The organism is Pelagibius sp. CAU 1746, assembly GCF_039839785.1.
GTDB lineage: Bacteria > Pseudomonadota > Alphaproteobacteria > Kiloniellales > Kiloniellaceae > Pelagibius.
In genome coordinates, this window is sequence record NZ_JBDOQT010000001.1 from 356981 (window position 1) to 379433 (window position 22453).

22 protein-coding genes and 1 other RNA gene are annotated in these 22453 nt (G+C 68.4%); 10 read left to right on the forward strand and 13 right to left on the reverse strand.

The window, feature by feature from the left end:
• Window positions 1–90: 90 nt before the first annotated feature.
• The 3 genes from AAFN88_RS01605 to AAFN88_RS01615 all read right to left on the reverse strand — a co-directional run bounded on the left by AAFN88_RS01605 (window position 91) and on the right by AAFN88_RS01615 (window position 3004).
• On the reverse strand, window positions 91–1530 hold the full coding sequence (locus AAFN88_RS01605) for a HAMP domain-containing sensor histidine kinase (RefSeq protein ID WP_347517756.1): 1440 nt from the start codon (window positions 1528–1530) through the stop codon (window positions 91–93).
• 152 nt (window positions 1531–1682) lie between these two features.
• Window positions 1683–1964, reverse strand: coding sequence for a hypothetical protein (locus AAFN88_RS01610; RefSeq protein WP_347517757.1), 282 nt, complete (start codon window positions 1962–1964; stop codon window positions 1683–1685).
• 239 nt (window positions 1965–2203) lie between these two features.
• The gene (locus tag AAFN88_RS01615; protein WP_347517758.1) at window positions 2204–3004 is read right to left on the reverse strand and encodes a TVP38/TMEM64 family protein; all 801 of its coding nucleotides are present in this window, start codon (window positions 3002–3004) and stop codon (window positions 2204–2206) included.
• A 306-nt stretch (window positions 3005–3310) separates the two neighbouring features.
• Between AAFN88_RS01615 and rpmH the strand changes: the two genes are divergently transcribed.
• The 6 genes from rpmH (at window position 3311) to argB (ending at window position 7763) form a co-directional block, all read left to right on the forward strand.
• A complete protein-coding gene (gene rpmH / locus AAFN88_RS01620; protein WP_167228744.1) occupies window positions 3311–3445 on the forward strand; it encodes a 50S ribosomal protein L34 in 135 nt (44 codons plus the stop codon).
• A gap of 5 nt (window positions 3446–3450) precedes the next feature.
• Window positions 3451–3921 (forward strand): ribonuclease P protein component, encoded by a 471-nt coding sequence (gene rnpA, locus AAFN88_RS01625; RefSeq protein WP_347517759.1) that lies wholly within the window; start codon window positions 3451–3453, stop codon window positions 3919–3921.
• The gene (gene yidD, locus AAFN88_RS01630; protein ID WP_347517760.1) at window positions 3918–4259 is read left to right on the forward strand and encodes a membrane protein insertion efficiency factor YidD; all 342 of its coding nucleotides are present in this window, start codon (window positions 3918–3920) and stop codon (window positions 4257–4259) included. Before rnpA ends, yidD begins: the two co-directional genes overlap by 4 nt.
• A 30-nt stretch (window positions 4260–4289) precedes the next feature.
• Window positions 4290–6080 carry a membrane protein insertase YidC gene (gene yidC, locus AAFN88_RS01635; RefSeq protein ID WP_347517761.1) on the forward strand — a complete coding sequence of 597 codons (1791 nt, stop codon included), beginning with the start codon at window positions 4290–4292 and terminating at the stop codon, window positions 6078–6080.
• A 61-nt stretch (window positions 6081–6141) separates the two neighbouring features.
• Window positions 6142–6798 (forward strand): ribosome biogenesis GTP-binding protein YihA/YsxC, encoded by a 657-nt coding sequence (yihA, locus tag AAFN88_RS01640; protein ID WP_347517762.1) that lies wholly within the window; start codon window positions 6142–6144, stop codon window positions 6796–6798.
• A gap of 59 nt (window positions 6799–6857) precedes the next feature.
• Window positions 6858–7763 (forward strand): acetylglutamate kinase, encoded by a 906-nt coding sequence (gene argB, locus AAFN88_RS01645; protein WP_347517763.1) that lies wholly within the window; start codon window positions 6858–6860, stop codon window positions 7761–7763.
• Between the two features lie 203 nt (window positions 7764–7966).
• Here argB and AAFN88_RS01650 read toward each other — a convergent pair whose 3' ends face one another.
• Entirely contained in the window at window positions 7967–9214 is a 1248-nt protein-coding gene (locus AAFN88_RS01650; RefSeq protein ID WP_347517764.1) for a DUF2336 domain-containing protein, read from the reverse strand.
• Window positions 9214–11067, reverse strand: coding sequence for a sensor domain-containing diguanylate cyclase (locus AAFN88_RS01655; protein WP_347517765.1), 1854 nt, complete (start codon window positions 11065–11067; stop codon window positions 9214–9216). Before AAFN88_RS01655 ends, AAFN88_RS01650 begins: the two co-directional genes overlap by 1 nt.
• 271 nt (window positions 11068–11338) lie before the next feature.
• On the opposite strand from AAFN88_RS01655, the gene dapD reads away from it, so the two are divergent.
• The 3 genes from dapD to AAFN88_RS01670 are packed head-to-tail and all read left to right on the forward strand — an operon-like array spanning window position 11339 to window position 13953.
• Window positions 11339–12184 carry a 2,3,4,5-tetrahydropyridine-2,6-dicarboxylate N-succinyltransferase gene (gene dapD, locus AAFN88_RS01660; protein WP_347517766.1) on the forward strand — a complete coding sequence of 282 codons (846 nt, stop codon included), beginning with the start codon at window positions 11339–11341 and terminating at the stop codon, window positions 12182–12184.
• Window positions 12185–12214: 30 nt separating this feature from the next.
• Window positions 12215–13381, forward strand: coding sequence for a succinyl-diaminopimelate desuccinylase (gene dapE / locus AAFN88_RS01665; protein WP_347517767.1), 1167 nt, complete (start codon window positions 12215–12217; stop codon window positions 13379–13381).
• Window positions 13382–13410: 29 nt separating this feature from the next.
• Complete coding sequence (locus tag AAFN88_RS01670) at window positions 13411–13953, forward strand: hypothetical protein (RefSeq protein ID WP_347517768.1); 543 nt, start codon at window positions 13411–13413, stop codon at window positions 13951–13953.
• Here AAFN88_RS01670 and truA read toward each other — a convergent pair.
• Genes truA through def form a run of 3 tightly spaced genes read right to left on the reverse strand, consistent with a single transcriptional unit; the run spans window position 13925 to window position 16237 of the window.
• On the reverse strand, window positions 13925–14740 hold the full coding sequence (truA, locus tag AAFN88_RS01675; protein ID WP_347517769.1) for a tRNA pseudouridine(38-40) synthase TruA: 816 nt from the start codon (window positions 14738–14740) through the stop codon (window positions 13925–13927). The two genes, AAFN88_RS01670 and truA, sit on opposite strands and share 29 nt — an antisense overlap.
• A complete protein-coding gene (gene fmt, locus AAFN88_RS01680; protein ID WP_347517770.1) occupies window positions 14737–15684 on the reverse strand; it encodes a methionyl-tRNA formyltransferase in 948 nt (315 codons plus the stop codon). Before fmt ends, truA begins: the two co-directional genes overlap by 4 nt.
• A gap of 13 nt (window positions 15685–15697) precedes the next feature.
• On the reverse strand, window positions 15698–16237 hold the full coding sequence (gene def / locus AAFN88_RS01685; RefSeq protein WP_347517771.1) for a peptide deformylase: 540 nt from the start codon (window positions 16235–16237) through the stop codon (window positions 15698–15700).
• A gap of 134 nt (window positions 16238–16371) precedes the next feature.
• Between def and AAFN88_RS01690 the strand changes: the two genes are divergently transcribed.
• Entirely contained in the window at window positions 16372–17502 is a 1131-nt protein-coding gene (locus AAFN88_RS01690; protein ID WP_347517772.1) for a DNA recombination protein RmuC, read from the forward strand.
• 265 nt (window positions 17503–17767) lie between these two features.
• On the opposite strand, the gene AAFN88_RS01695 is transcribed toward AAFN88_RS01690, so the two are convergent.
• The 5 genes from AAFN88_RS01695 to ffs form a co-directional block, all read right to left on the reverse strand.
• Window positions 17768–19222: a DUF4139 domain-containing protein gene (locus tag AAFN88_RS01695; RefSeq protein ID WP_347517773.1), complete on the reverse strand. Its 1455-nt coding sequence runs from the start codon at window positions 19220–19222 to the stop codon at window positions 17768–17770.
• Between the two features lie 112 nt (window positions 19223–19334).
• A complete protein-coding gene (gene recR / locus AAFN88_RS01700; protein ID WP_347517774.1) occupies window positions 19335–19949 on the reverse strand; it encodes a recombination mediator RecR in 615 nt (204 codons plus the stop codon).
• Between the two features lie 54 nt (window positions 19950–20003).
• Window positions 20004–20327 carry a YbaB/EbfC family nucleoid-associated protein gene (locus AAFN88_RS01705; RefSeq protein ID WP_347517775.1) on the reverse strand — a complete coding sequence of 108 codons (324 nt, stop codon included), beginning with the start codon at window positions 20325–20327 and terminating at the stop codon, window positions 20004–20006.
• Window positions 20324–22237, reverse strand: coding sequence for a DNA polymerase III subunit gamma/tau (locus tag AAFN88_RS01710; RefSeq protein WP_347517776.1), 1914 nt, complete (start codon window positions 22235–22237; stop codon window positions 20324–20326). The genes AAFN88_RS01705 and AAFN88_RS01710 overlap by 4 nt, the downstream gene beginning before the upstream one ends.
• A 103-nt stretch (window positions 22238–22340) precedes the next feature.
• Window positions 22341–22439: signal recognition particle sRNA small type (ffs, locus tag AAFN88_RS01715), an RNA gene on the reverse strand.
• Between the last annotated feature and the right edge of the window lie 14 nt (window positions 22440–22453).

Here is a 22453-nt window from a genome sequence, read left to right on the forward strand (position 1 = left end):
TGAGCTTTCGGGGTGCGACCTCATGGACCCTCGGACCAAGTCCGAGGGTGACGGGAGCGATCCAGGTGCGACCTTCGGAGACGAGGTGGATCAGCTCGCCTTGGCGGTCGGCTGGGCGCCGGCCTGGCGCAGCGGCAGGACCAGGCGGAACAACGTACCCTCCGGCCCGGAACGCTCCAGGCGGATGTCGCCGCCGTGGGCGCGCATGATGTCCTGGGCGATGGAAAGGCCCAGGCCCGTGCCGCCCTCGCGCGCCGAGGCGGCGAAGGGCTTGAAGATGTTCTGCTTGGCGGCCTCCGGCATGCCCGGGCCGTTGTCTTCCACGTCGATGACCAGGAAATCGCGCACCGGGCGCGCCTCCACGCGTACCTCTGCGGCGCCGGCCTCCAGCGCGTTGCGGGTCAGATTGAAGAACACGCGGTACAGCTGCTCGCGGTCGGCCTCCAGGGAAAACCCGCGGTCTATTTCGTTGGCCAGGCCGTCCCGGCCGCTGCCGATCCCGGCCAGGGCTTCACGCACCTCAGTCAGCAGGTCGCGCAGGTCGAAGCTCTGCAGGTCGAGCTGGACCGGCCCTTCGCGGGTGAACTGCAGGGTCTGGGCGCAGAGGTGCAGGGCCCGGTCGATGGCCCCCACCAGGCTGGGAGCCATGGAGCGCACGGCGGGATCGCCGCTCTTGCCCAGACGGTCGGAGATCAGGCTGGCGGTGGCCAGGATGTTGCGCAGGTCGTGATTGACCTTGGTCACGGCAGTGCCCAGCGCGGCGAGGCGCGTCTTCTGCAGCAGGGCAGCGCGCAGCCCCTGCTGCATGTTCACCAGTTCGCGCTGGGCGATGCCGATCTCGTCGCCGCGCTCCGAGGCCGGCAGCGCTTCGGCGACCACTTCGGGATTGGCGCGGAAGGCGGCCATGCTTTCGGTGATGCGGCGCATGGGCCGCACCATCATCAAATGCAGGCTGAGATAGACCAGTGCGGCGGTGAACATGGAGATCACCAGCGAAAGGGCGAGGATCCGCCAGGAGTAGTCGAGCATCGCGCGGCGCAGCGGCGCCTCGTCCATCACCACCTCGACCAGGACGTTCGAGTCCTTGGGGGAGATGCCGATGATGCGCAGCAGGCGGTTCTCCGGCACCATCAAGGTCACCACCGCGTCGCGGATCAGGCCGAAGAAGCTGGCTTCGCGCAGGTCGTAGGTGGCGTCGACATCCTCGGGCGTCTCCACCATGAGCATCAGCTTGCCGGCCCCCGGCTTGGCCAGCGCGACGGTGTAGGCGCCGACGTGCTGCAGCAGCTCGACTTCCATCTCCTTGCTGACCATGTTGTCGGGGGTGGCCTCCAGCGCCAAGATCGACAGGTGCGCGGCGGCCAGGCGTTCCTGCAGGTAAACCAGGCGCATACGTCCGATCGAAGGGGCGTAGATCAGCACCTCCGCCAGCATGACGAAGGCGATGGTCAAGAGCAGAAGCTTGGCCGAAAGGCTCTTGGTGAGGGGCGGCAGCCTTAGACTGTTCCCCGGAGATCTGTGGCCCAACATAGCCGGGCTTATAGCATGCCGGCCGCCCGGACGGGAATCGGCACGGCGGGGCCCCCGGGAAGGCCCGCCGGAAAACGCAGCGCCCGCCGCACCGGAAGGGGGCATTTCCGGCAATCGGCGGGCGCTGGTTCGCAAAGTCTTGCTGCGCGGCCTTAGTTGCTCTTGGCGGCGCAGGGGTTGCAGGGGTTGGCCGCCGCGCAGGGGTTGGCCGCAGCACAAGGGTTGGCCGCCGCGCAGGGGTTGCACGGATTGATCGGCTTCTTGGCCGCGCAGGGGCTGCAGGGATTGCAGGCCGCCGCCGCGGCGCAGGGGCTGCAGGGATTGCAGGCCGCGATCTGTACCGGCAGGTCGGCAGCGGTGGCCGCGAGCGGCAGGGCGACGGCGCCAGTGGAAACGGTCGCGACACTCAGCGCCACCAGGGTTTTCTTCAGCATCTTACTTGCCTCCAGTCATGTTCGGTCTCATCAAGCCGTCTCTTGGGGGATCGCCCCGGGGAGAGAAGCTCTCACTCTGTCGCGCCGGCTCGCTGAACGCGGCCGGCGCCGGTGAGACAACATTGCGCAGCAGGCCGTTCAATCTCGAATCACGGTCCTGCGATCCGCTTCAACTTCCTGTGAAACTCCGGTGAGCGCAAGCGCCCGCCCCGCGCCCGGCGGCCTCGCGAGGAGCGCGGCTATCGGCGGGTCGCGCCGTTCCTGCGGCTCTTCACCTTTTTGTAGACCACCGGCGCCAGCGACAGGACGACCAACGCGACGATAGGCAGCAATACCTCGGGCTGGTAGAGGGCACTTTCGATGTCGGCGGTCTCCCCGGCTTCGAAAAAGGCGCCCAGGCCGTTGCCCACCGCGGCGTAGACCAGCGAGCCGGGGATGATGCCGACGAAGGTCCCGAGGGCGAAGACCTTGAGGGGAACGCCGACCAGCGCCGGCACCAGGTTGACGAGCCAGAAAGGAAAGAGGGGGATGAGGCGCAGCACCAGCAGGTAGCTGAGCGCGTTCTCGCGGAACCCGGCGCTCATGCGGTTGACGGCGGCGCCGGCGCGGTCGCGCAGCAGGCCGCCCAGCGCCGTGCGGGCGGCCAGGAACAGCGCAATGGCGCCCAGCGTCGCCCCGACCACGGAGCAGGCGGCCCCGCCCAGAATGCCGAAGAGAAAACCGCCGGCCACGGTCATGATGGCGGCGCCCGGGATCGAGAAGGCCGCCATCACCGCATAGGCCCCAATGAAGACCAGCGGCGCCAGGACGGCGTGATCGGCGACCAGCGCCAGCAGGGCCTCGCGGTGTTCCTCCAAGATGTCCAGGGCGACGTAGCGGTGCCCCCCCAGGGCCAGGAAGACCAGCAGCCCGGCGGCCAGTGCCAGCAGCGGCAGGAAACGCCGCCAGGCCGCCCCCCGGACCGGGGCCCCATCGGGGCCGGACCGGGGGCCGGAACCGTTCCGGTCCGGTTCGGGAGTGCTGGGGGACGGCTGGCTCATCGGGCTCCTTCCGTGGTCGCGGCGGGGGACAGGGCGCCGCAAAGAGGGTAAAGGGGACCTTAACAGACAATTCGCCGGCGCCCCGCGGCCGGTCTTCCCCCAACGGGCCAAAAACGGCGGAAAACCGGGCAAGACAGCGTTTTTAACCGCAGGCCGCCGCGACAGCCAGTCAAGAGGGTGTGAGCCGGCCGGGCCGGGGAAGGCGAGAATCAGCAGCTCCCGGCCCTGCCGGTCGTTGACAGAGCCCAAGCCCACCCTTATACAGCCCCGTCAATTCGAGATTCAGCCTGATATTGGAGTACAGCCGTGAAGCGCACCTATCAGCCCAGTGTGCTGGTTCGCAAGCGCCGCCACGGGTTCCGCGCACGTAAGGGAACCGTTGGCGGGCGTCGCGTTCTTGCCCGTCGGCGTGCCAAGGGCCGCAAGCGCCTTTCCGCCTAAGTGTCATGATGCCGACCGTAGGGCGGCTCAAGACACGGCCCCAATTCCTCAAGGTCGCGGCGGCCCGGCGCAAGTGGGTCACGCCCGGCCTCGTCCTGCAAGCAGCGAGGCGCCAACCCGGCGATGACCGGGCGGCGCCCGATGCGCGCCCGGCCGAGGCCCGGAAGGATAACGAGGAAGCGGAGGTGCGGGTCGGCTTCACGGTCACCCGCAAGGTCGGCAACGCCGTCGCGCGCAACCGCGTGAAGCGGCGCCTCAGGGCCGCGGCGGCGGAGATATTCGCCGAGCACGGCCGGAGCGGTACGGATTATGTGGTCATCGGCCGCGCCGCGACACTGACGCGGCCCTATGACGCGCTGCGCCGCGACCTGGAACAGGCGATCGAGAAGATCGAGCGCCACGGCGGACGCGGCGGCCCGAGAGACGGAAAGCGCCGCCCCGCCAAAGGGGAAGCGCGCAAGGAGGCATCTCAATGAAGGCCGCCATGAAGCTCGGGAGCTTCGTCCTGCTGGCCCTGATCCGCGGCTATCAACTGCTGGTCTCACCGATGTTTCCGCCGAGCTGCCGCTATTTCCCCTCCTGCTCCGACTACGCCCGCCAAGCGGTCCTCCACCACGGCCCCCTGAGGGGCGGCTGGCTGGCGCTGGGCCGGATCGCCCGTTGCCACCCCTGGGGCGGCCTGGGCTACGACCCGGTGCCGGACCCGGCCGCGGGCCCGGCGTCGGAGCGGACCGCAAAATCCGCGCCTGAAGAGAACTCCGGGCTTGGTCTTTGCCCGGACTGTCGCCATCTGGATCACCAACCGGGCCGCTGAGGTCCGTCCCCCGGGAGCCCTTCGAGTCTAATGGAACAGCGTAACCTTATCCTCGCGATCGTCCTGTCGATGGCTATTCTCTTCGGCTTCCAGTTCCTGTTCCCGCCGGCGACCCCGCCCGAGCCGACCCCCGAGCAGCAGCAGCAGGCCCAGACCGCGCCGGACGGAACCCCCGTGCCCGGCAGCGCGCCCAGCATGCCGGGCACACCCAGCCTGGGCGGCGCCCCGGTCGGGCAGTCGCGCGACGATGTCATCGGCGTGAGCCCGCGGGTTTCGATCGAGACGCCCAAGCTGCGCGGTTCCATCGCCCTACGCGGCGCGCGCCTCGACGATCTGATTCTCACCGACTACCACGAGACCCTGGACGCGGACAGCGCGCCCATCGCGCTGCTCTCTCCGGAAGGCTCCGCACGGCCCTATTTCTCCAGCTTCGGCTGGGCTGCCAAACCGGGAAGCAACGTCACGTTGCCCGATGCCAACAGCCTGTGGCGCGCCGAAGGCGGCACTCTGACGCCGGCCTCCCCGCTGACCCTCAGCTGGGACAACGGCGAGGGCCTGGTCTTCGAGCAGACCATCGCGGTCGACGAGAACTATCTCTTCACCGTGACGCAGCGCGTCGTCAACAACGGGCAGGCCGACGTCGAACTCGCGCCCTTTGGCCTGATCTCGCGGACCGGAATCCCGCAGATCCTCGGTTTCTACATCCTGCACGAAGGCCCGATCGGCTGGCTGGGCGAAGACCTGCACGAGATCGACTACGACGACCTGAAGGACCAGTACCAGGGCCAGCAGGTGGTGACCGACATAGAGACGACCGGGGGTTGGATCGGCATCACCGACAAGTACTGGCTGGCCGCCCTGGTGCCGGACCAGGACATCGATGTCGACACGCGCTTTGTCTATTCGCAGCCGAACGGGCGCGACCGTTTTCAGACGGACTTCCTCTACCCGGCCAGCATCGTGGCCGCCGGCGCCAGCCAGGAGATCACCAGCCGTCTTTTCGCCGGCGCCAAGCGGGTGCCGCTGCTGGAGCAGTACCAGGAGAAATTCGGGATCGCCAATTTCGACCTGACGGTCGACTTCGGCTGGTTCTACTTCCTCACCAAGCCGATCTTCTGGGCGCTGCACTGGCTGCACGCGCAGGTCGGCAACTTCGGCATCGCCATCCTGCTGCTCACGGTAGCGATCAAGCTGGTCTTCTTCCCGCTGGCCAACAAGTCCTATAAGTCGATGGCCAAGATGCGCAAGCTGCAGCCCAAGATGATGGAGCTGCGCGAGCGCTTCGGCGAGGACAAGCAGCGCCTGAACCAGGAAATGATGGCGCTGTACAAGAAGGAAGGGGCCAACCCGCTGTCGGGCTGCCTGCCGATCGTCATCCAGATCCCGGTGTTCTTCGCGCTCTACAAGGTGATGTTCGTCACCATCGAGATGCGCCACGCGCCCTTCTTCGGCTGGATTCACGACCTCTCGGCGCCCGATCCGACCACGATCCTCAACGGTTTCGGCCTGTTCCCCTGGGACGCTCCGGAACTGGGCATGCTGCACGTCCTCAACATCGGCGTCTGGCCGCTGCTCATGGGCATCTCCATGTTCCTGCAGCAGAAACTGAACCCGCAGCCGCCCGATCCGGTGCAGGCCAAGGTCTTCCTGATGATGCCGGTGATCTTCACCTTCCTGCTGTCGACCTTCCCGGCCGGCCTGGTGATCTACTGGACCTGGAACAACATGCTTTCCATGGCCCAGCAGGCCTTCATCATGAAGCGCCAGGGCGTGCCGATCGGCGGCGGGTCGAAGAAGAAGCCGGACGAGCAGGAAGAATGAGGCCGCCGGCTCCTTTGGCGCCAGCCTCTTTGGTGCCAGTTCCTCTGGTGACTGAGACCCCATGACCGACGCGATACCAAGTGAAGAAGAAAGAGCCGCCCTGGAAACAGGGCGGCTTCTCTTCGCCGGGGAATGCACTTTCCTGATCTCGGCCGCCGACGAGAACGACCTGCCGCCGCTGGGCGCCGCCGAGGTCGCCTTCGCCGGGCGCTCCAACGTCGGCAAGTCGAGCCTGCTGAACGCGCTCACCGGCCGCAAGAACCTGGCGCGCGCCTCCAACACGCCGGGGCGCACGCGCCTGCTGAACTTCTTCAGTCTCGGCGGGCGGCTGATCCTGGTGGACCTGCCGGGCTACGGCTATGCCCGCGCCTCCAAGACCGACATCGCGCGCTGGACCCAGTTGACCCGCGGCTACCTGCGCGGGCGACCGCAGCTGCGCCGGGTCTGCCTGCTGGTCGATGCGCGCCACGGCCTGAAGAGCAGCGACCTGCAGGTCATGGAGGAACTGGACAACGATGCCGTCTCCTACCAGATCGTGCTGACCAAGGCCGACAAGGTGAAACCCGGCCCGCTGAAACGCCTGATTGAAGAGACCCAGGAGTCCGTCGCCCGGCATCCGGCGGCACATCCGCTCTGCCTGCCCACCTCGGCGGAAACCGGCGCCGGCCTGCCTGAACTGCGCGCGGCCCTGGCGGCGCTGGCCGAACCGGCCGCCTGAAGGTAAAGTGACCGCGGCCCGTCACCCGAGGCGCAAGCGGGAGAACTAGGATTTCACGGATGACGCAGAAGAGCATCAGCGACACCAAGCACTGGCTGCGCACGGCCCGGACCATCACCGAGGCCCTGCCTTTCATGCGCCGCTACAACGGCAAGACCTTCGTCATCAAGTACGGCGGCCACGCCATGGTGGACGAGGAGCTGGCCTCGCTCTTCGCCAGCGACATCGCGCTCTTGAAGCAGGTCGGCATCAATCCCATCGTGGTGCACGGCGGCGGGCCGCAGATCGGCCGCATGCTGGAGCGCCTGGAGGTCAAGAGCGAGTTCATCGACGGCCTGCGCGTCACCGACGCCAAGACCGTCGAGGTGGTGGAGATGGTCCTCTCGGGCACCATCAACAAGTCCATCGTCAGCGCCATCAACGCGGCCGGCGGGCGGGCCGTCGGCCTGTCCGGCAAGGACGGCAACCTGATCCAGGCGCAGAAGCTGCGCCGCACCAAGCGAGACCCGGATTCCAACATCGAAAAGGTACTCGACCTGGGTTTCGTCGGCGAGCCGACCATGATCGACCCCAAGATCCTCTTCTCTCTGCAGCAGTCGGACATCATTCCGGTGATCGCGCCGATCGGCGTCGGCCCGGCCGGCGAGACCTACAACATCAACGCCGACACCGTGGCCGGCGCGGTGGCCGCGGCGGCGGGTGCCTCGCGCCTGCTGATGTTGACCGACGTCAGCGGCGTGCTGGACAAGGACGGCGAACTGGTCCAGGAGTTGAACACCGCCCAGGTCGAGGCGCTGGAGAAGGACGGCACCATCACCGGCGGCATGATCCCGAAGCTGGAAACCTGCGTGAAGGCGGTCAACAACGGCGTCGAAGCGGCGGTCATCCTGGACGGCCGCGTGCCTCACTCCATGCTGCTGGAGATCTTCACCGGCGGCGGCATCGGCACCCTGATCTACCGCTGAGTCCGCTTCGGAAGCAGGCCCGCCGGATCGCAGCCCTGCGTGCTTCGAGACGCCCGCTCACGCGGGCTCCGCAGCATGAGGCTCTTTCCTTATGCCATCACTAATGCGTCCTCATCCTGAGGAGGCCGTCCGGACGCACGTCCGGACGGACGTCTCGAAGGACGCACAATACCCCTGCAGCGGTGCTTGATTTCAGGGCCTGTTCAGGCGCTTTCCTGGCCGAGGCTGGCGAAGAAGTCGAGCTGCCATTCCATTTCCTCGACGGACAGCGGGAAATCGCCGTTGCGGGCGTGCAGCGCCTTGGCCGGCGGAACGCCGCCCATGTTGGTCTGCAACTGCATGGCGACGCGCATCGAGCAGCCGGCCTTCCAGGCCAAGGCGGTGATGCCCTTGGCCGAATGCCCCTGCAATACCCGGTCGACGAAATCGACATCCACCCCCGCCATGAGGGCCAGGGCATGGCGCACGAAGTCGCGCTTGCCCGCCAGCACCGCGTCACCGACCGTTTCACTGTTCAGCTTGCCGGCCTTCTTCAGCTTGGCGACCTCGGCGGCGGGATCGGCGGCGCCGGCCGCGCCCTCTTCGATGCGCTGGCGCACCACCTCGGCCACGGCCTCGGCGGTCCGGCGGTCCAGGTCGCTGCGGCTCTGCAGCTTCTTCAAGAGGGAGTCGGCGACAAAGCCGGCCAGCTTCTTGACCGCGCCGGCCGGCAGCGCCGGGCGGGCGACCAGGGGCGGCTGCCAGGCCGTCTCGGTCATCGAGGCATCGATCAGGCTGTCCAGCGTCTCTTCGCGGATCTGCGCCGAGCCGTTGGCCAGCAGTTCCGTCACTGCGTTGCGGTCGTTGCGCTGAACGATGGCGTCGGAGATGGCTTCGCCCAGGTTGGCGCGGCGGGAAATCGCACAGAGGCGGCTGGAGACGCCGGAGGAAGCGATGATCTCCAGCAGGTCCTCGTCGCTCAGCAGCGGCGAGAACTCCAGGATCGGACAGGCCACGACGTCCTCGGCATCGTGCGCCAGGCGCCGGATCACCTGCGGCGGCGCGTGGGCCACCGACTTCAGCGCTTCGGCGAGGATCTGGCGCACCCGGGTGGCCTGGTCGCGCGCCAGCACCTCCAGGGTCTGTTCGACGAAGCGTTGCGCCTTTTCCTGGGCGTCGCGCCCTTCGGGAGCGGTCAACTTGGCGACCTTGGACGCCAGTTCGGCGCGCACCGCCTCGTCGGCGTCGCGGGCCAGGATCAAATCGGCCTGGCGCGGCGCCTTGGCGTTGGCGGCGATTCGACGGCGCACCTCCGAAGAGGGATCCTCGGCCAGGAAGTAGAGCACTTCCGGGCGCAGATCGATGCGCGCGGCGAGGTCGGCGCGCGTCTTGTCCGAGCCGTTCTGCGCCAGCTCCCGACTCTCCTCGTAGGAGAGGCTGTCCGGCAGCTTCTTGCGCCCGAGACCCAGCATCAGCCCTGGCCCTTCGCGCGGCGGTCGTAGTCGGGGGCGAAGTTGAGGGAATGCTTGCCCGCCCGCTTGGCACCGTACATCGCCTCGTCGGCCCGGCGCAGCAGCGAATCGAGTCCTTCCCCGGTGCGCGGGTCGTAGATGGCGACGCCCAAGGAGAAACCGAGGAGGTGATGGTCGTCGCCGGAGTAGCCGCGCAGCCGCTCCGCCGCCTTCAGCATCAGCTCGGCCTTGCGCTCGGCGCCTTGGCGCTCCATGCCGCCCAGGAACAGCGCGAATTCGTCACCGCCCAGACGCGCGGCCAGATCGCCGCCGCGGATATGCTCCTTCAGCAGCGCCGCCACGTCGAGCAGCGCCTCGTCCCCGGTCTGATGGCCGTGGGTGTCGTTGACCTGTTTGAAATTGTCCAGGTCGATGTAGAACAGGGCGCCCGGCCGCAGGGACTTGGCATCCTCGCCCAGATGCTGCTCCAGGCTCTCGACGAAGCCGCGCCGGTTGTGCAGGCCGGTCAGCGGATCGGTCATGGAGAGCACCTCCATTTCCGTCTGGCGGGCGAGTTGCTCGATGGCGAGGCCGACCTGGCCGGCGATGTTGTCGAAGAGGCCACGATCCTCGACGCTCCATCCCGCCCCGGAAGCGGGTCCGGCTCCGACGCCGCTGCGACGGGCGCAGAGCAGGCCGTTGATCTCGTCTCGATAGCGCGTGGCCCGCAGCAACAGCCCGCCGCCGGCATCTTCCAGCTCCACCGCCTGCTGATCGGCGGTGAGCCGGGCCACCAGGGCACGCAGGTCGTCCGGCGCCGCGGGCCGTCCGGCCTGGGCCAAGGCGCTGCCCAGCTTGCGCTGCCCGTCTGCGCCATCCACCAGGGCGTGGATGGATATCCCGGTCAGCGCCAGAGCGGGCATCAGTGCCTCGGCAGTGGCGCTCAACATGCGCGCCGGCTCCAGCTCGCGGCGCACCATGTTGACGATGTAGGAGAAGAGCCGTTCGCGATTGCGCGCCTCGGCCAGATCGGCCTCGTGGCAGCGTAGACTGGTGACATCTCTGCAAACGCCGCGCGCGCCGATCCAGTCCCCCGCCTCCGAAGTGAGCGGCAGGGCCGTCGACAGCAGGCAGAGATGGGCGCCGTCGCGGCTGCGCACCCACACTTCCGACTCCTCGACCACGGTATGCGCGGTGAAGGGCGAGGTTTCGGCCCCGCTGCCGCCGGACTCCGCGTCCAGCAGCAGCTCCCCAGCCGGCCGGCCGACCAGTTCGGCCGCTTCGTAGCCCAGCGCGCCGCGCGGCGAGACGAAGACGAAGCGCCCTTGGGCGTCGGTTTCCCAGGCAAAATCGTTGGAAATCTCGACCAGATCCTTGTAGCGCTGGCGCGATTCCACCAGGGCGGCGCGCAGGGAACGCTCCAGTGTCACGTCGCGGCCCAGCAGCAGCGCGGCCGTGCCATCGGCCCAGGGCAGCACCACGACGTCATAGGCGCGCTCAACCGGGGCCCGCTCAACCGGGGCGCGCTCGGGCACTTCGCCGGCTTTGGGCTGGCCTGCCGAAACCACAAGGGGATTGACCTGGGCGCTGATGCCGCCCAACGCGGCCTGGATGGCCGCCCGCAGTTCCTCGTGCCGGCCGGCATGAAGGATTTGGGCGATGGCTTCGGCCTGATCGTTGGCGCCGAGCACGATGCCGTTGTGCCCGGCGATGAGAACAGCGCCCGGAAAGTGCGCGAAGGCGCCCCCGGCGGACAGCAGGCCACCGGGCTGAGTCTCGTCGACCAGCCGCCGATAGTCCGCTGCCGCGTCGCGCGCGTCAGGCGGATCGCCCACCGCCGGCGATTGAGCCATGGAGCCACTCTTTGCGGTCATGATTGCATCTCTCTCAAGACCGCAAATCTGCGCCTTTCGCCCTTAATATGCCCTTAAATAGCCGTGTCATTTTCAGGGTTTACCGCAATGCGCAACGGCATTTTGGCGGCCCCGGATTTTTAATCCCCGCTTAACCCTGGAAGCGCCCGGAACCCAACCCTCCGCGCCGCCCGGGCGGCGCCAGGGGGACATTGACACGGCGGCGACCCTCCCTCATCTTCCGACCCGCGCAATGCCGCAAAACACGCCTGAAGCAGCCTTACGGGATCCCATGCAGACAGAACAGTTGAAGGGCATCATCGAAGATGCCTGGGAAGCGCGCGATAACGTCACCCTGGAGACAGGTGGCGAGGTTCGCGAGGCCGTCACCACCGCCCTGGCCGGCCTGGACGACGGCACCTACCGGGTGGCCGAAAAGGGCGCCGGGGGCTGGGAGGTCCACCAGTGGCTGAAGAAGGCGGTGCTGCTGTCCTTCCGCCTGAACGACATGGCGCCGATCCCCGGCGGCCCGGGCGAGAACACCAGCTGGTGGGACAAGGTGCCCTCCAAGTTCGCCGGCTGGGGCGAGAACCGCTTCCGCGACGCCGGCTTCCGCGCCGTGCCCAACTGCGTGGTACGCCATTCCGCCTATATCGCGCCCGGCGTGGTGCTGATGCCCTCCTTCGTCAACCTGGGCGCCCGCGTCGACAGCGGCACCATGGTCGACACCTGGGCCACCGTCGGCTCCTGCGCGCAGATCGGCAAGAACGTGCACCTCTCCGGCGGCGCCGGCATCGGCGGCGTCCTGGAGCCGCTGCAGGCCGGCCCGGTGATCATCGAGGACAACTGCTTCATCGGCGCGCGCTCCGAAGTGGTCGAGGGCGTGGTGGTGGAAGAGGGCTCGGTGCTCTCCATGGGCGTCTTCATCGGCGCCTCCACGAAGATCGTCGACCGCGAGACCGGCGAAGTCCACATGGGCCGCGTGCCGGCCTACTCCGTGGTGGTGCCCGGCAGCCTGCCCGGAAAACCCTTGCCGGACGGCAGCCCGGGTCCGAGTCTTTACTGCGCGGTAATCATCAAGCGGGTCGACGAGAAGACCCGCTCCAAGACCTCGATCAACGAGCTGCTGCGGACCTAAAGCGGCAACGGGGAAGGTTCTTTGACTGGGATGGCGGCAGGTAAGCTCGATACGCTGGAACTGGCACAGGCGCTGATCCGCTGCCCCAGCGTGACGCCGGTCGAAGGCGGCGCCCTGGACCTGCTGCAGTCGGTGCTGGAGAAGCTCGGCTTCACCTGCCATCGCCTGCCCTTCGCCGAGGAGGGCGCGCCGGAGACGGACAACCTTTATGCCCGCTTCGGCGAATCCGGCCCCAACCTCTGCTACGCCGGCCATACCGACGTGGTACCGGCCGGCGACAGCGCCGCCTGGAGCAGCGGCCCCTTCGCCGCCGAGGAGCGCGGCGGCGTGCTCTATGGGCGTGGCGCGGTCGACATGAAGGGCTCCATCGCCGCCTTCGTTTCAGCGGTAAGCGGTTATCTCAGCGAAGGCCGCCCGCAGGGCTCCATCTCGCTGCTGATCACCGGCGACGAGGAAGGCGACGCCGTCAACGGCACCCGCAAGGTGCTGCGCTGGCTGAAGGAACGGGGAGAAACGCTGGATGCCTGCCTGGTCGGCGAGCCGACCAGCAACGAGGCCCTGGCCGACATGGTGAAGATCGGCCGGCGCGGCAGCCTCAACGCCGTGCTCACCGTCACCGGCACGCAGGGGCACACCGCCTATCCGCAACTGGCCGACAATCCGCTGCACCACCTGGCCCGCATGCTGAACGCCGTGGTCAGCGAAGCGCTGGACGACGGCAACGCGCACTTCCCTCCGTCGAGCCTGCAGCTCACCTCCGTCGACGTCGGCAATCCGGTGACCAACGTCATCCCGGCCAAGGCGACGGCTCTGTTCAACGTGCGCTTCAACAACATCCATTCCAGCGCCTCGGTGGAAACCTGGCTGCGCGAGCGCTTCGACAAGGCCATCGACCGCAGCCGCGGCGCCGACTACGAACTCTCGATCCGGGTTTCCGGCGAATCCTTCCTCTGCCCGCCGGGCCCCTGGTCCAAGCTGGTGTCGGAGGCGGTCGCCTCGGTGACCGGCAAGGCACCGGAGCTGGGCACCACCGGCGGCACTTCCGACGCGCGCTTCATCAAGGATCATTGCACGGTGGCCGAACTCGGTCTGTTGAACGCCACCGCCCACAAGGTCGACGAGCAGGTGCCGCTGGAGCATCTGGAACGTCTCACCGCCATCTACCGCGCGGTCCTGGAACGCTATCACCCGCGATGATCCCCAGCCGGCAGGAAGTCTTCTACAAAATGTACGGTGCCTTGAAGCTGGCGCGTTTCGACGCCGCCGGCGCGCAGTACTTCGACGAATCGCGGAGCGCGGCTCTACGGTCCTTCTTTGCCGCCGTGCTGGTGGCGCCGGCCTATTTCCTGCGCTATCCGCTGGCGCCGGAGGAGATGGTGGCGCACCACGAATTCACCGTCTTGACCGCCTTGGCCGACATCCTCACCTATAGCCTGATCTGGACGGTATTCCCGGTCGTCGCCTACCACATCTGCCAGGCTATCGGCCGCGAGCGCGCCTTTTTCCGCTTCCTCTCGGCCAAGAACTGGTCGACGGTCATCACGTCCCACCTGAGCCTGCTGATGATGCTCCTTGCAATTGGCGGCGCCCTCTCGCCCGGGATCGTGGCCCTGCTGGTCCTGCTCGGCGGCGGCTATATGCTCGGATACATCTGGTTCCTCACCAAGACCTGCCTCGACATCAGCAGCGGCGCGGCCGCCGGCTTCCTGGTCCTGCAGATCGTGATCGAGTTCTTCGTCGTCAGCTTCGTTGCGGTGCTGATCGGCTGATCCGGCCTGGCGGCTGCGCCCGCTGCGGCGCGCTCGGCGGATAGCCGACTTCGGTAAGGTAAAGCCCGGCCGCCGGCGCCGTCGGCCCCGCCGCCGCGCGGTCGCGCGCCTCCAGCGCCGCCCGCAGATCGTCGGCGGTCCACTTGCCTTCGCCGACCAGCTTCAAGGAGCCGACGAAGTTGCGTACCTGGTGGTGCAGGAAGGAGCGCGCCCCGGCGCGCACTTCGATCAGCTCGCCGTCGCGCTGCACGGAGAGCACGTCCAGGGTCTTCACCGGCGACTTGGCCTGGCACTCGCTGGCGCGGAAGGAGGTGAAGTCGTGGTGGCCGACCAGCACCTGCGCCGCCGCGTGCATCGCTTCGGCATCGAGCGGCTGCGGCACGAACCAGGCGCGCCCGCGCTCCAGCGCCAGGGGCGCGCGGCGGTTGACGATGCGATAGAGGTAGGCGCGGCGGACGGCGGAAAAGCGCGCGTGAAAGTCGTCGCTCACGGCCTCGGCGGCCAGCACCGCCACCGGCGCCGGCTTGAGGTGAAAGTTCAGCGCCTTCATCACCGTATCGGCGCCCGTTTCCTTGTCCAGGTCCTTGGCCAGGTCGAAGTGCGCCGCCTGGCCGAGAGCATGCACCCCGGCGTCGGTGCGCCCGGCGCCTTCCACCAGCACCGTCTCGCCGCAGAAGCCGTGGATCGCCTGCTCCAGCGCCGCCTGCACGGAAGGGCCGTTGGCCTGGCGCTGCCAGCCGACGAAGCCGCCACCATCGTATTCGACGATGATCTTATAACGGGTCACGGCAACACCGTTCCGGCGGGCAGGTCGAACCCGCGCAGCCAGGCCTCGGCGGCCATCGGCGCCTTGCCCGCGCGCTGCACTCTCTTAAGGCGCAGCGCCCCCGCGCCGCAGGCGATGGTCGCCTGATCGTCCAGCACCGTGCCGGGCGCGCCCTTGGCGTCGCGCACTTCCGCCTGCAGTACCTTCACCCGCTCGCGGCCTTTCGCCCCCTCGATCTCGAAGAAGGCGCCGGGCCAGGGGGTCAAGGCGCGGATGCGGCGCCCCAGGGCGGCGGCGCTGTCGGACCAGTCGAGGCGTCCTTCGGTCTTATCCAGCTTCTCGGCGTAGGTCACGCCTCGGTCCGGCTGCGGGGTCGCCGGCAGCGTCCCGCCCTCGAGTCCGTCCAGGGCCTCGTTGATCAGCCCCGCGCCCAGTTCGGCCAACGCGTCGTGCAGGTCCTGAGCGGAGGTCTCCGCCGTGATCGGCAGGCGGCGTTTCAGCAGCATGGGGCCGGTGTCGAGACCCGCCTCCATCTGCATGATGGTGACGCCGGTCTCGTCGTCGCCGGCCAGGAGGGCGCGCTGGATCGGCGCGGCGCCGCGCCAGCGCGGCAGCAGCGAGGCATGGACGTTGACGCAGCCGAGGCGCGGGGCGTCGAGGATCGCCTGCGGCAGGATGAGGCCGTAGGCCACCACCACGGCGACGTCGAGATCGAGGGCGGCGAAATCCGCCTGGGCTTCGGGCGTCTTGAGGGAGGTGGGCGTGCGGACCCGCCAACCCTGGCTCTCGGCATAGGCCTGCACCGGCGAGGGACGCGCCTTCTGCCCGCGCCCGGCCGGGCGCGGCGGCTGCGAGTAAACGGCGGCGATCTCGTGGCCGGCTGCGGCCAGGGCTTTCAGGGTGGGGACGGAGAAATCGGGCGTGCCCATGAAGGCGACCCTTAACGACTTGGGACGCAAAGGCATCGCGGCGCGGCCCTCAGACCGTGGCGTAGCTGGCCAGGGGGGTGTTGGACTTCTTGGCCTTCAAGAGCTTGCGCAGGATCATGTTGCGCTTCAGCGCCGTCAGGTGGTCGACGAAGAGAATGCCGTCCAGATGGTCCATCTCATGCTGGATGCAGGTGGCCAGCAGACCGTCGGCCTCCAGTTCGCGGATCTCGTTCTCGCGGTCCAGGTAACGCACCCGGATATTGGCCGGGCGGATCACCTCGCCATAGTGTTCGGGCAGGGAGAGGCAGCCTTCCTCGTAGGCGGCGTCGTCGTCGGAGACCGCCACCAGCTCCGGATTGGCCATGAAGAGCGGGGCCTTCTCTTCCTCTTCCTCGCCGGAGATGTCGACCACGATGATGCGCTTCAGCACGCTGACCTGGGGCGCGGCCAAGCCGATGCCCGGCGCCGCGTACATGGTCTCCAGCATGTCGTCCATGAGCCGGCGGACCTCGTCGTCCACGGCCTCGACCGGCGCGCAGGCCTTCTTCAGGCGCGGATCGGGCGCGGTGATGATGGGGAGGAGTGCCATGGCCCTGTAGGTATGGCGAGAAACAGCCGGGGTCAAGCAAATCAGCGCCGCCCCGCCGCGCCGCGTTGGCCCCCTCCACGGCATCTGTGCTAGGTTCGGATTCGCGTTCTGTTCCTCTCACTGGAGTCGGGCCCATGGACCTTGTGCTCATCCTCGCCGTCGCCGTGGCCGCGCTGGCGCTCGGCGCCGTCGCCGGACTGCTGCTGCGGCCCAAGCCGGCGGAGCAGCCCCGGGAGAATCCGGAGTTGGCGGCGCTGACCGGGCGTCTCGCCCAGATGGCGGAAAGCCAGAACGCGGTGCAGAACACCATCGTCGAGCGCCTGCAGAACCAGGAACGGGTGGTCATCAAGGCCGTCGACGACCGCCTGCAGGGCTTCTCCAAGCAGGTGGGCGAGCGGCTCACCGAGACGTCGACCAAGCACCAGACGGCCCTGGCCGACCTGCGCGAGCGCCTGGCGGTCATCGACAAGGCGCAGCAGAATTTGAACGAGCTCTCCACCCAGATGGTGGGATTGCAGGAAATTCTGGGCAACAAGCAGGCGCGCGGCGCCTTCGGCGAGATCCAGCTACGCGATTTGGTGGAAGCCACCTTGCCGCCCTCGGCCTACGACTTCCAGGTGACCATGAAGAACGGCAAGCGCGCCGACTGCCTGCTGCGGCTGCCCAATCCGCCGGGGGCCATCGCCATCGACTCCAAGTTTCCCTTGGAGAGCTACGAGGCGCTGCGCAACGCCGGCAGCGACGAGGCCCTGGCCGTCCCGGCCAAGCGCGCCTTCGCCGCCGATGTCCGCCGCCACGTGAAGGACATTGCGGAACGCTACATCATTCCCGGCGAGACGGCGGAATCGGCGCTCCTGTTCCTGCCCAGCGAGGCGGTCTACGCCGAGCTGCACGCCAACTTCCGCGCCGTGGTCGAGGAATCCTACAGGGCGCGGGTGTGGATCGTCTCGCCCACCACCCTGATGGCCACGCTCAACACCGTGCGCGCGGTGCTGAAGGACGTGCGGATGCGCGAGCAGGCCGCCATTATCCAGACCGAGGTCGGCAAGATGATGGAGGACGTGCTGCGCCTGGATAAGCGGGTCGGCAAGCTGGAGACCCACTTCGACCAGGCCTCCCGCGACATCCAGGACATCCGCACCTCGGCCAACAAGGTGCTCAGCCGCGGCGAGAAGATCGGCGAGCTGGAACTGGAAGAGGCCGAACGCGAGGCCGAGCAGGTCGCCCCGCCGCCGCCGCACCTGGGCGCCCCCACCACGCACTGAGCGCCGGCGCAGGTAAGCGGAGCCGGTGGAGGCGGTCGCAGCTCCCATCCGCTTGCTCGATTGTCATGCTCGGACTTGATCCGAGCATCCATGGGGAATGCCCGAACTCGCTACCACCATGGACCCTCGGGTCAAGCCCGAGGGTGACGGCAGGAAATGTCGAGGACTCCAAGTTAAGCTAAATCGAGTTAATTACTGAAATCGGCAGAATTTTGCGGATTCCGGCCATGGTCGCTGCTTTAATTAACTCGATTTTGCCTAATTCTTAGTTCGCTACCCGGATGCGGTAGGTGAGCGTCGCCTCGCCGCCGGCGGGCACGGTGAGCCGCCAGGAGAGGCGGTTGGCGCTGTCCTGCTCGTGCTCGGCGCTCTGCTCCAGCATCCGCCAGCCCTGGGGCATCTGCCCGGCCAGGACCACCTCCACCGGCTCGTCCTTGGCGTTCTTCACCGTCACCTGCTGGCCGCTCTCGTAGCTGCGGTCGGACAGCCGCTCGAAGACCGTGCGCTTGGCCCGGGCGGTGACGTCGAAGGCCTCGCCGAGGCCGAGCCGGGCCTTCTCGCCCTCCGGCGTGTGGTCGAGGCTGTCGGCGCCGAGGAAGAGGGTCGCATCGACGCCGGTCCCCGAGGCGCCCCGCGCGCCGCTTTGGGCCGGCCCATAGACGCGCACGGTGCCGGCGGGCAGCGGCGCGCCCAGGCCGAGATCGGGATCGTTTTCCAGTTCCAGGATCAGGGCGGCGTTCACCGGACCGATCTCCTCCATCTGCGGATGACCGTTGACCAACCCTTCGAAGCGGAATTCGCGGAGGACCTTTACGTTCTGTGCGCTCATCAGCGGGATCTGCTTGGTCTCGCCGCGCCGCAGGGTCACCGGGCGCTGCAGGGCGTAGACGTAACGGTCGGCGGCGGCCACGGCCTTCGACATCGCCGGCGCCGGCGCCATGCGGGCGACGTCGGCTTCCTGCATCGCCATGGCCCCCAGCATCGGGCGCGGCGCGGAGACGGCCTGATTGACCTCGCCCGCCACCAGGCGCAGGGTCGCGCCGTCGAAATTGCTGTCGGTGGCGTTGGTAAGGGTGACCAGGGCCTGGAGGTCGAGACGGTCGGAGGCGGCATTCAGCCGCGCCACGTAGTCGGCGCGCCAGGAAAGACCGCCGGTCAGGTAATCGATCTGCAGGTCGCTGGGCCCGGCCTGGCCGGGAAACACGCGGGCCAGCAATGCCGGTTCACTGCGCAGGCCCGCCGGCAGCCCGTTGAAGGCGATGCGGCCCGGCGGGCTGATCTCGATGCGGTCACCGAACTGCAGCACCATGCCGTTGGCCAGCGACAGCACCCGGCCCTCCTCCACGATGTCTTCTCCGGTTTCCGGGTGGATGCGGATGAACTGCACCTTCTGCCCCAGGGAGGCCTCCAGCAGGCGCTGCGGCGTCAGCAGATCGGCGGCCAGGCTCTGCTCGATGACCTGCAGGCCCGGCGCGGCCAGCAGCACGGTTTCCGGCTGCAACTGCCGCGGTACGTCCTCGATGGCCAGCAGGCTCTCGCCGGCCGGCAGGTCGACCCGCCGGCTTTCGCTCACCAAGCCGAGGTTCTGGTTGTAGACCGTCAAGGTCAGCGCCCGGCGGCTCTCCGCCGTCACCGGAACTTCCTGGGCGGCGGCCCAGGACGGCAGCGCGGCCATCAAGGTCACAACGAGGGCTGAGGCTTGCAGGCGGGGGGAAAGCATAGGCCGGATCTCCTGTAGCGGGCTGCTCGGCGGCATTCATCGACGTGTCGGGCGCATCCTGCCCCAGGATTGCGGCGAGAACGTGGTGTCGGCGTGGCCACGGGAAGGGCGGTCAGGCCGGGCGGCGCGCCTTCAAGGCCGCCGTCAGGGTGCCGTCGTCCAGATAGTCCAGCTCGCCGCCCACCGGCACGCCGTGGGCCAGGCGGGACACCTTGACGCCGCGCCTGCCTCCCCCGCCGCCGGCCAGGCGCTCGGAAATGTAATGCGCCGTGGTCTGGCCGTCGACGGTGGCCGAAAGCGCCAGGATGACTTCCTCCACCGCGCTCTCCTGCCCGGTCGCGCGCTCCAGCAGCCGGCCCATGTTGAGCTGTTCCGGCCCGCGCCCGTCGATGGCCGAGAGAGTGCCGCCCAGCACGTGGTAGGCCCCTTTGAAGGCGCCGGAGCGCTCCAACGCCCAGAGGTCGGCCACCTCCTCCACCACGCAGAGCAGCTTGGGGTCGCGCCTGGGGTCGCGGCAGATGCCGCAGGGGTCCTGGCTGTCCAGGCTGCCGCAGACCGAGCAGAGCGTCACCGACTCCGCGGCCCGGGCCATGGCCTCGGCCAGCGGCAGCATCAGCGCCTCGCGCTTCTTCATCAGGTGCAGGACGGCGCGCCGCGCCGAACGCGGGCCGAGCCCCGGCAGGCGCGACAGCAGTTGGATGAGACGTTCGAGGTCGCCAGCGATCATCGAGAGGCAATCATCTTGGGGCGATCATGACGGCGGGGAGGCGTCGGGGGCGGATCAGAAGGGCAGCTTCATACCGGCCGGCAGATCCAGGCCGCCGGTGACCTGCCGCATCTCCTCGGCGACCTTGACCTCCACCTTGGCCTTGGCGTCGTTGACGGCGGCGACGATCAGGTCTTCCAGGACTTCCACCTCGTTCGGGTCGACCAGCGCGGGATCGATCTTCAGCCCGCGCAGCTCCGACTTGCCGTTCAGGGTGGCCGTCACCATGCCGGCGCCGGCCTGGCCGGAAACTTCGAGCTGTCCCAGCTTTTCCTGCATCTCGGCCATCTTGGCCTGCATCGCCTGCGCCTGCTTCATCATCTGGCCCAGGTTCTTCATCCCTCGTCTGCTCCTCTATCAGAATCTGTCTTGTCGCCCGGCGCCGCCTCGGCCCGCTCCGCTTCGACTCTGTCACGGCGGGCCACCAGTTTGGCGTCGGGAAAGTTTTCGATCACCGCCTGCACAAGCGGGTGCCGCATCACCGCGGCGCGCTTCTCGGCCTCCGCGGCGTTCTGCTGCTCGCGCAGGGTGGCATCGCCCGCCTCCTGAGAGATGGTAATGACCCAGCGGTTGCCGCAGGCCTTTTCCAGCACCGCCCCGAAGCGGGGCGCCAGATTGGGCGGCGCCGCTTCGGTCACGCGCATTTCGATGCGCCCCGGCACGAAGCGCACCAGGTGGACGTCGTTCATCAGGTGGTTGGCGAGGATGCTTTCGCCGCTGTCGCGCACCAGGGCCACGGCCTCCGCGAAACCGCGCGGCTGCGGCGTCTCCGACGCCTGCGCGGCCGGTGCCGGCGGTTCCTCCAGGGGTTCGTAGCGCGGCACGACCAACTCATCGGGCAGTTCGTCGGGCAAGCCCTGGGGCAAACCCTCGGGCAGCGCCCGCGCCAGAGCGGCCCGCGGCCCGCTGTCCGTGGGGGCGGGCCCGCTCATTTCATATCCGGCGCGCGCCTCGACCGGCGCGCCTCCATTACCCGGGGCCGGCGCCGCGCTCTGCGCGGGGCCGGAGGCCGGCGCCGAAGCCGCGGCGCCGCTCAGGCGCTCCACCAACTCGCCCGGCGTCGGCAGGTCGCTGACGTAGGCCAGGCGGATCAGCGCCATCTCGGCGGCCTGCAGCGGCACCGGCGCGCTCTGCACCTCGCCCAGCCCTTTCAGCAGCATCTGCCAGAGCCTTGCCAGGGAAGCGAGGCTCATTTTCTCCGAGAGCTCGCGCCCGCGCAGGCGCTCGGTCTCCGGCTGGCCCGGCGCCTCCAGGGTCTGCGGCACCAGCTTGGCCCGCGTCAGGAAGTGCGCCAGTTCCAGCAAGTCCTGCATGACCACGGCGGGATCGGCCCCGGCGGCGTAGAGATCACCCAGGATATCCAGGCTCTCCGGCACCTTGCCGGCAACCAGGCTGCCGAAGAGGTCGAAGATGCGCGCCCGGTCGGCGAGGCCCAGCATGCCCTGGACCTGCCCGGCCTCGACCACGGTGCCGCCGCCCAGGGCAATGGCCTGGTCCAGAAGGGAGAGGCCGTCGCGCGCCGAGCCGTCGGCGGCCCGCGCGATCATCGCCAGGGCCTCGGGCTCCACCGTGACGCCTTCCTTCTCGACGATGCGCGAGAAGAGACCCTGCAGATCGTCCTGGGTCAGGCGGCGCAGGTCGAAGCGCTGGCAGCGCGACAGCACCGTCACCGGAACCTTGCGGATTTCCGTCGTCGCGAAGATGAAGACCACGTGCTCCGGCGGCTCCTCCAAGGTCTTCAACAAGGCGTTGAAGGCGCTGTTGGAGAGCATGTGCACTTCGTCGATGATGTAGATCTTGTAGCGCGCCTGCACCGGGCGGTAGCGCACGCCCTCGATCAGCTCGCGGATGTCGGCGACGCCGGTCCGGCTGGCTGCGTCCATCTCCATGACGTCGACGTGGCGGTCCTGGGCGATGGCGGTGCACTGCGCGCAGACGCCGCAGGGCTCCGGCGTCGGCCCGCCCTGGCCGTCCGGCCCGACGCAGTTCAGCGCCCGTGCGATGATCCGCGCCGTGGTCGTCTTGCCGACGCCGCGCACGCCGGTGAGGATGAAGGCGTGCGCCAGGCGGCCGGTGTCGATGGCGTTGGTGAGGGTGCGGACCAGGGCTTCCTGGCCCACCAGGTCCGCGAAGGTCGAGGGGCGGTACTTGCGCGCCAGCACCCGGTAGAGGCTCTCGCCCCCGTTCTTCTCGCCCCCCTGACTCTCGGGGAGGCCCTTGGGATCACTTTCGCTGGGGGCTTCGCTCATGGCAGGCAGTCTATCCGGCAAAGACGCCGAGGCAAAGACGGTGCGGCCGTATGGCTGGGGAAAACAGGGTCGGGAGAGAGATCCTAGGAGGGCGGCGGATCAGGTGGGAGATTGGAACAGCGACCCGGACCGGAATCTCGTTACGGCTGCTTCCTTCCGGACCTGACCGGGTTGGCGAGTGGTCCGTCCGCCGCCAACCTCCCGTCCCCAATATCG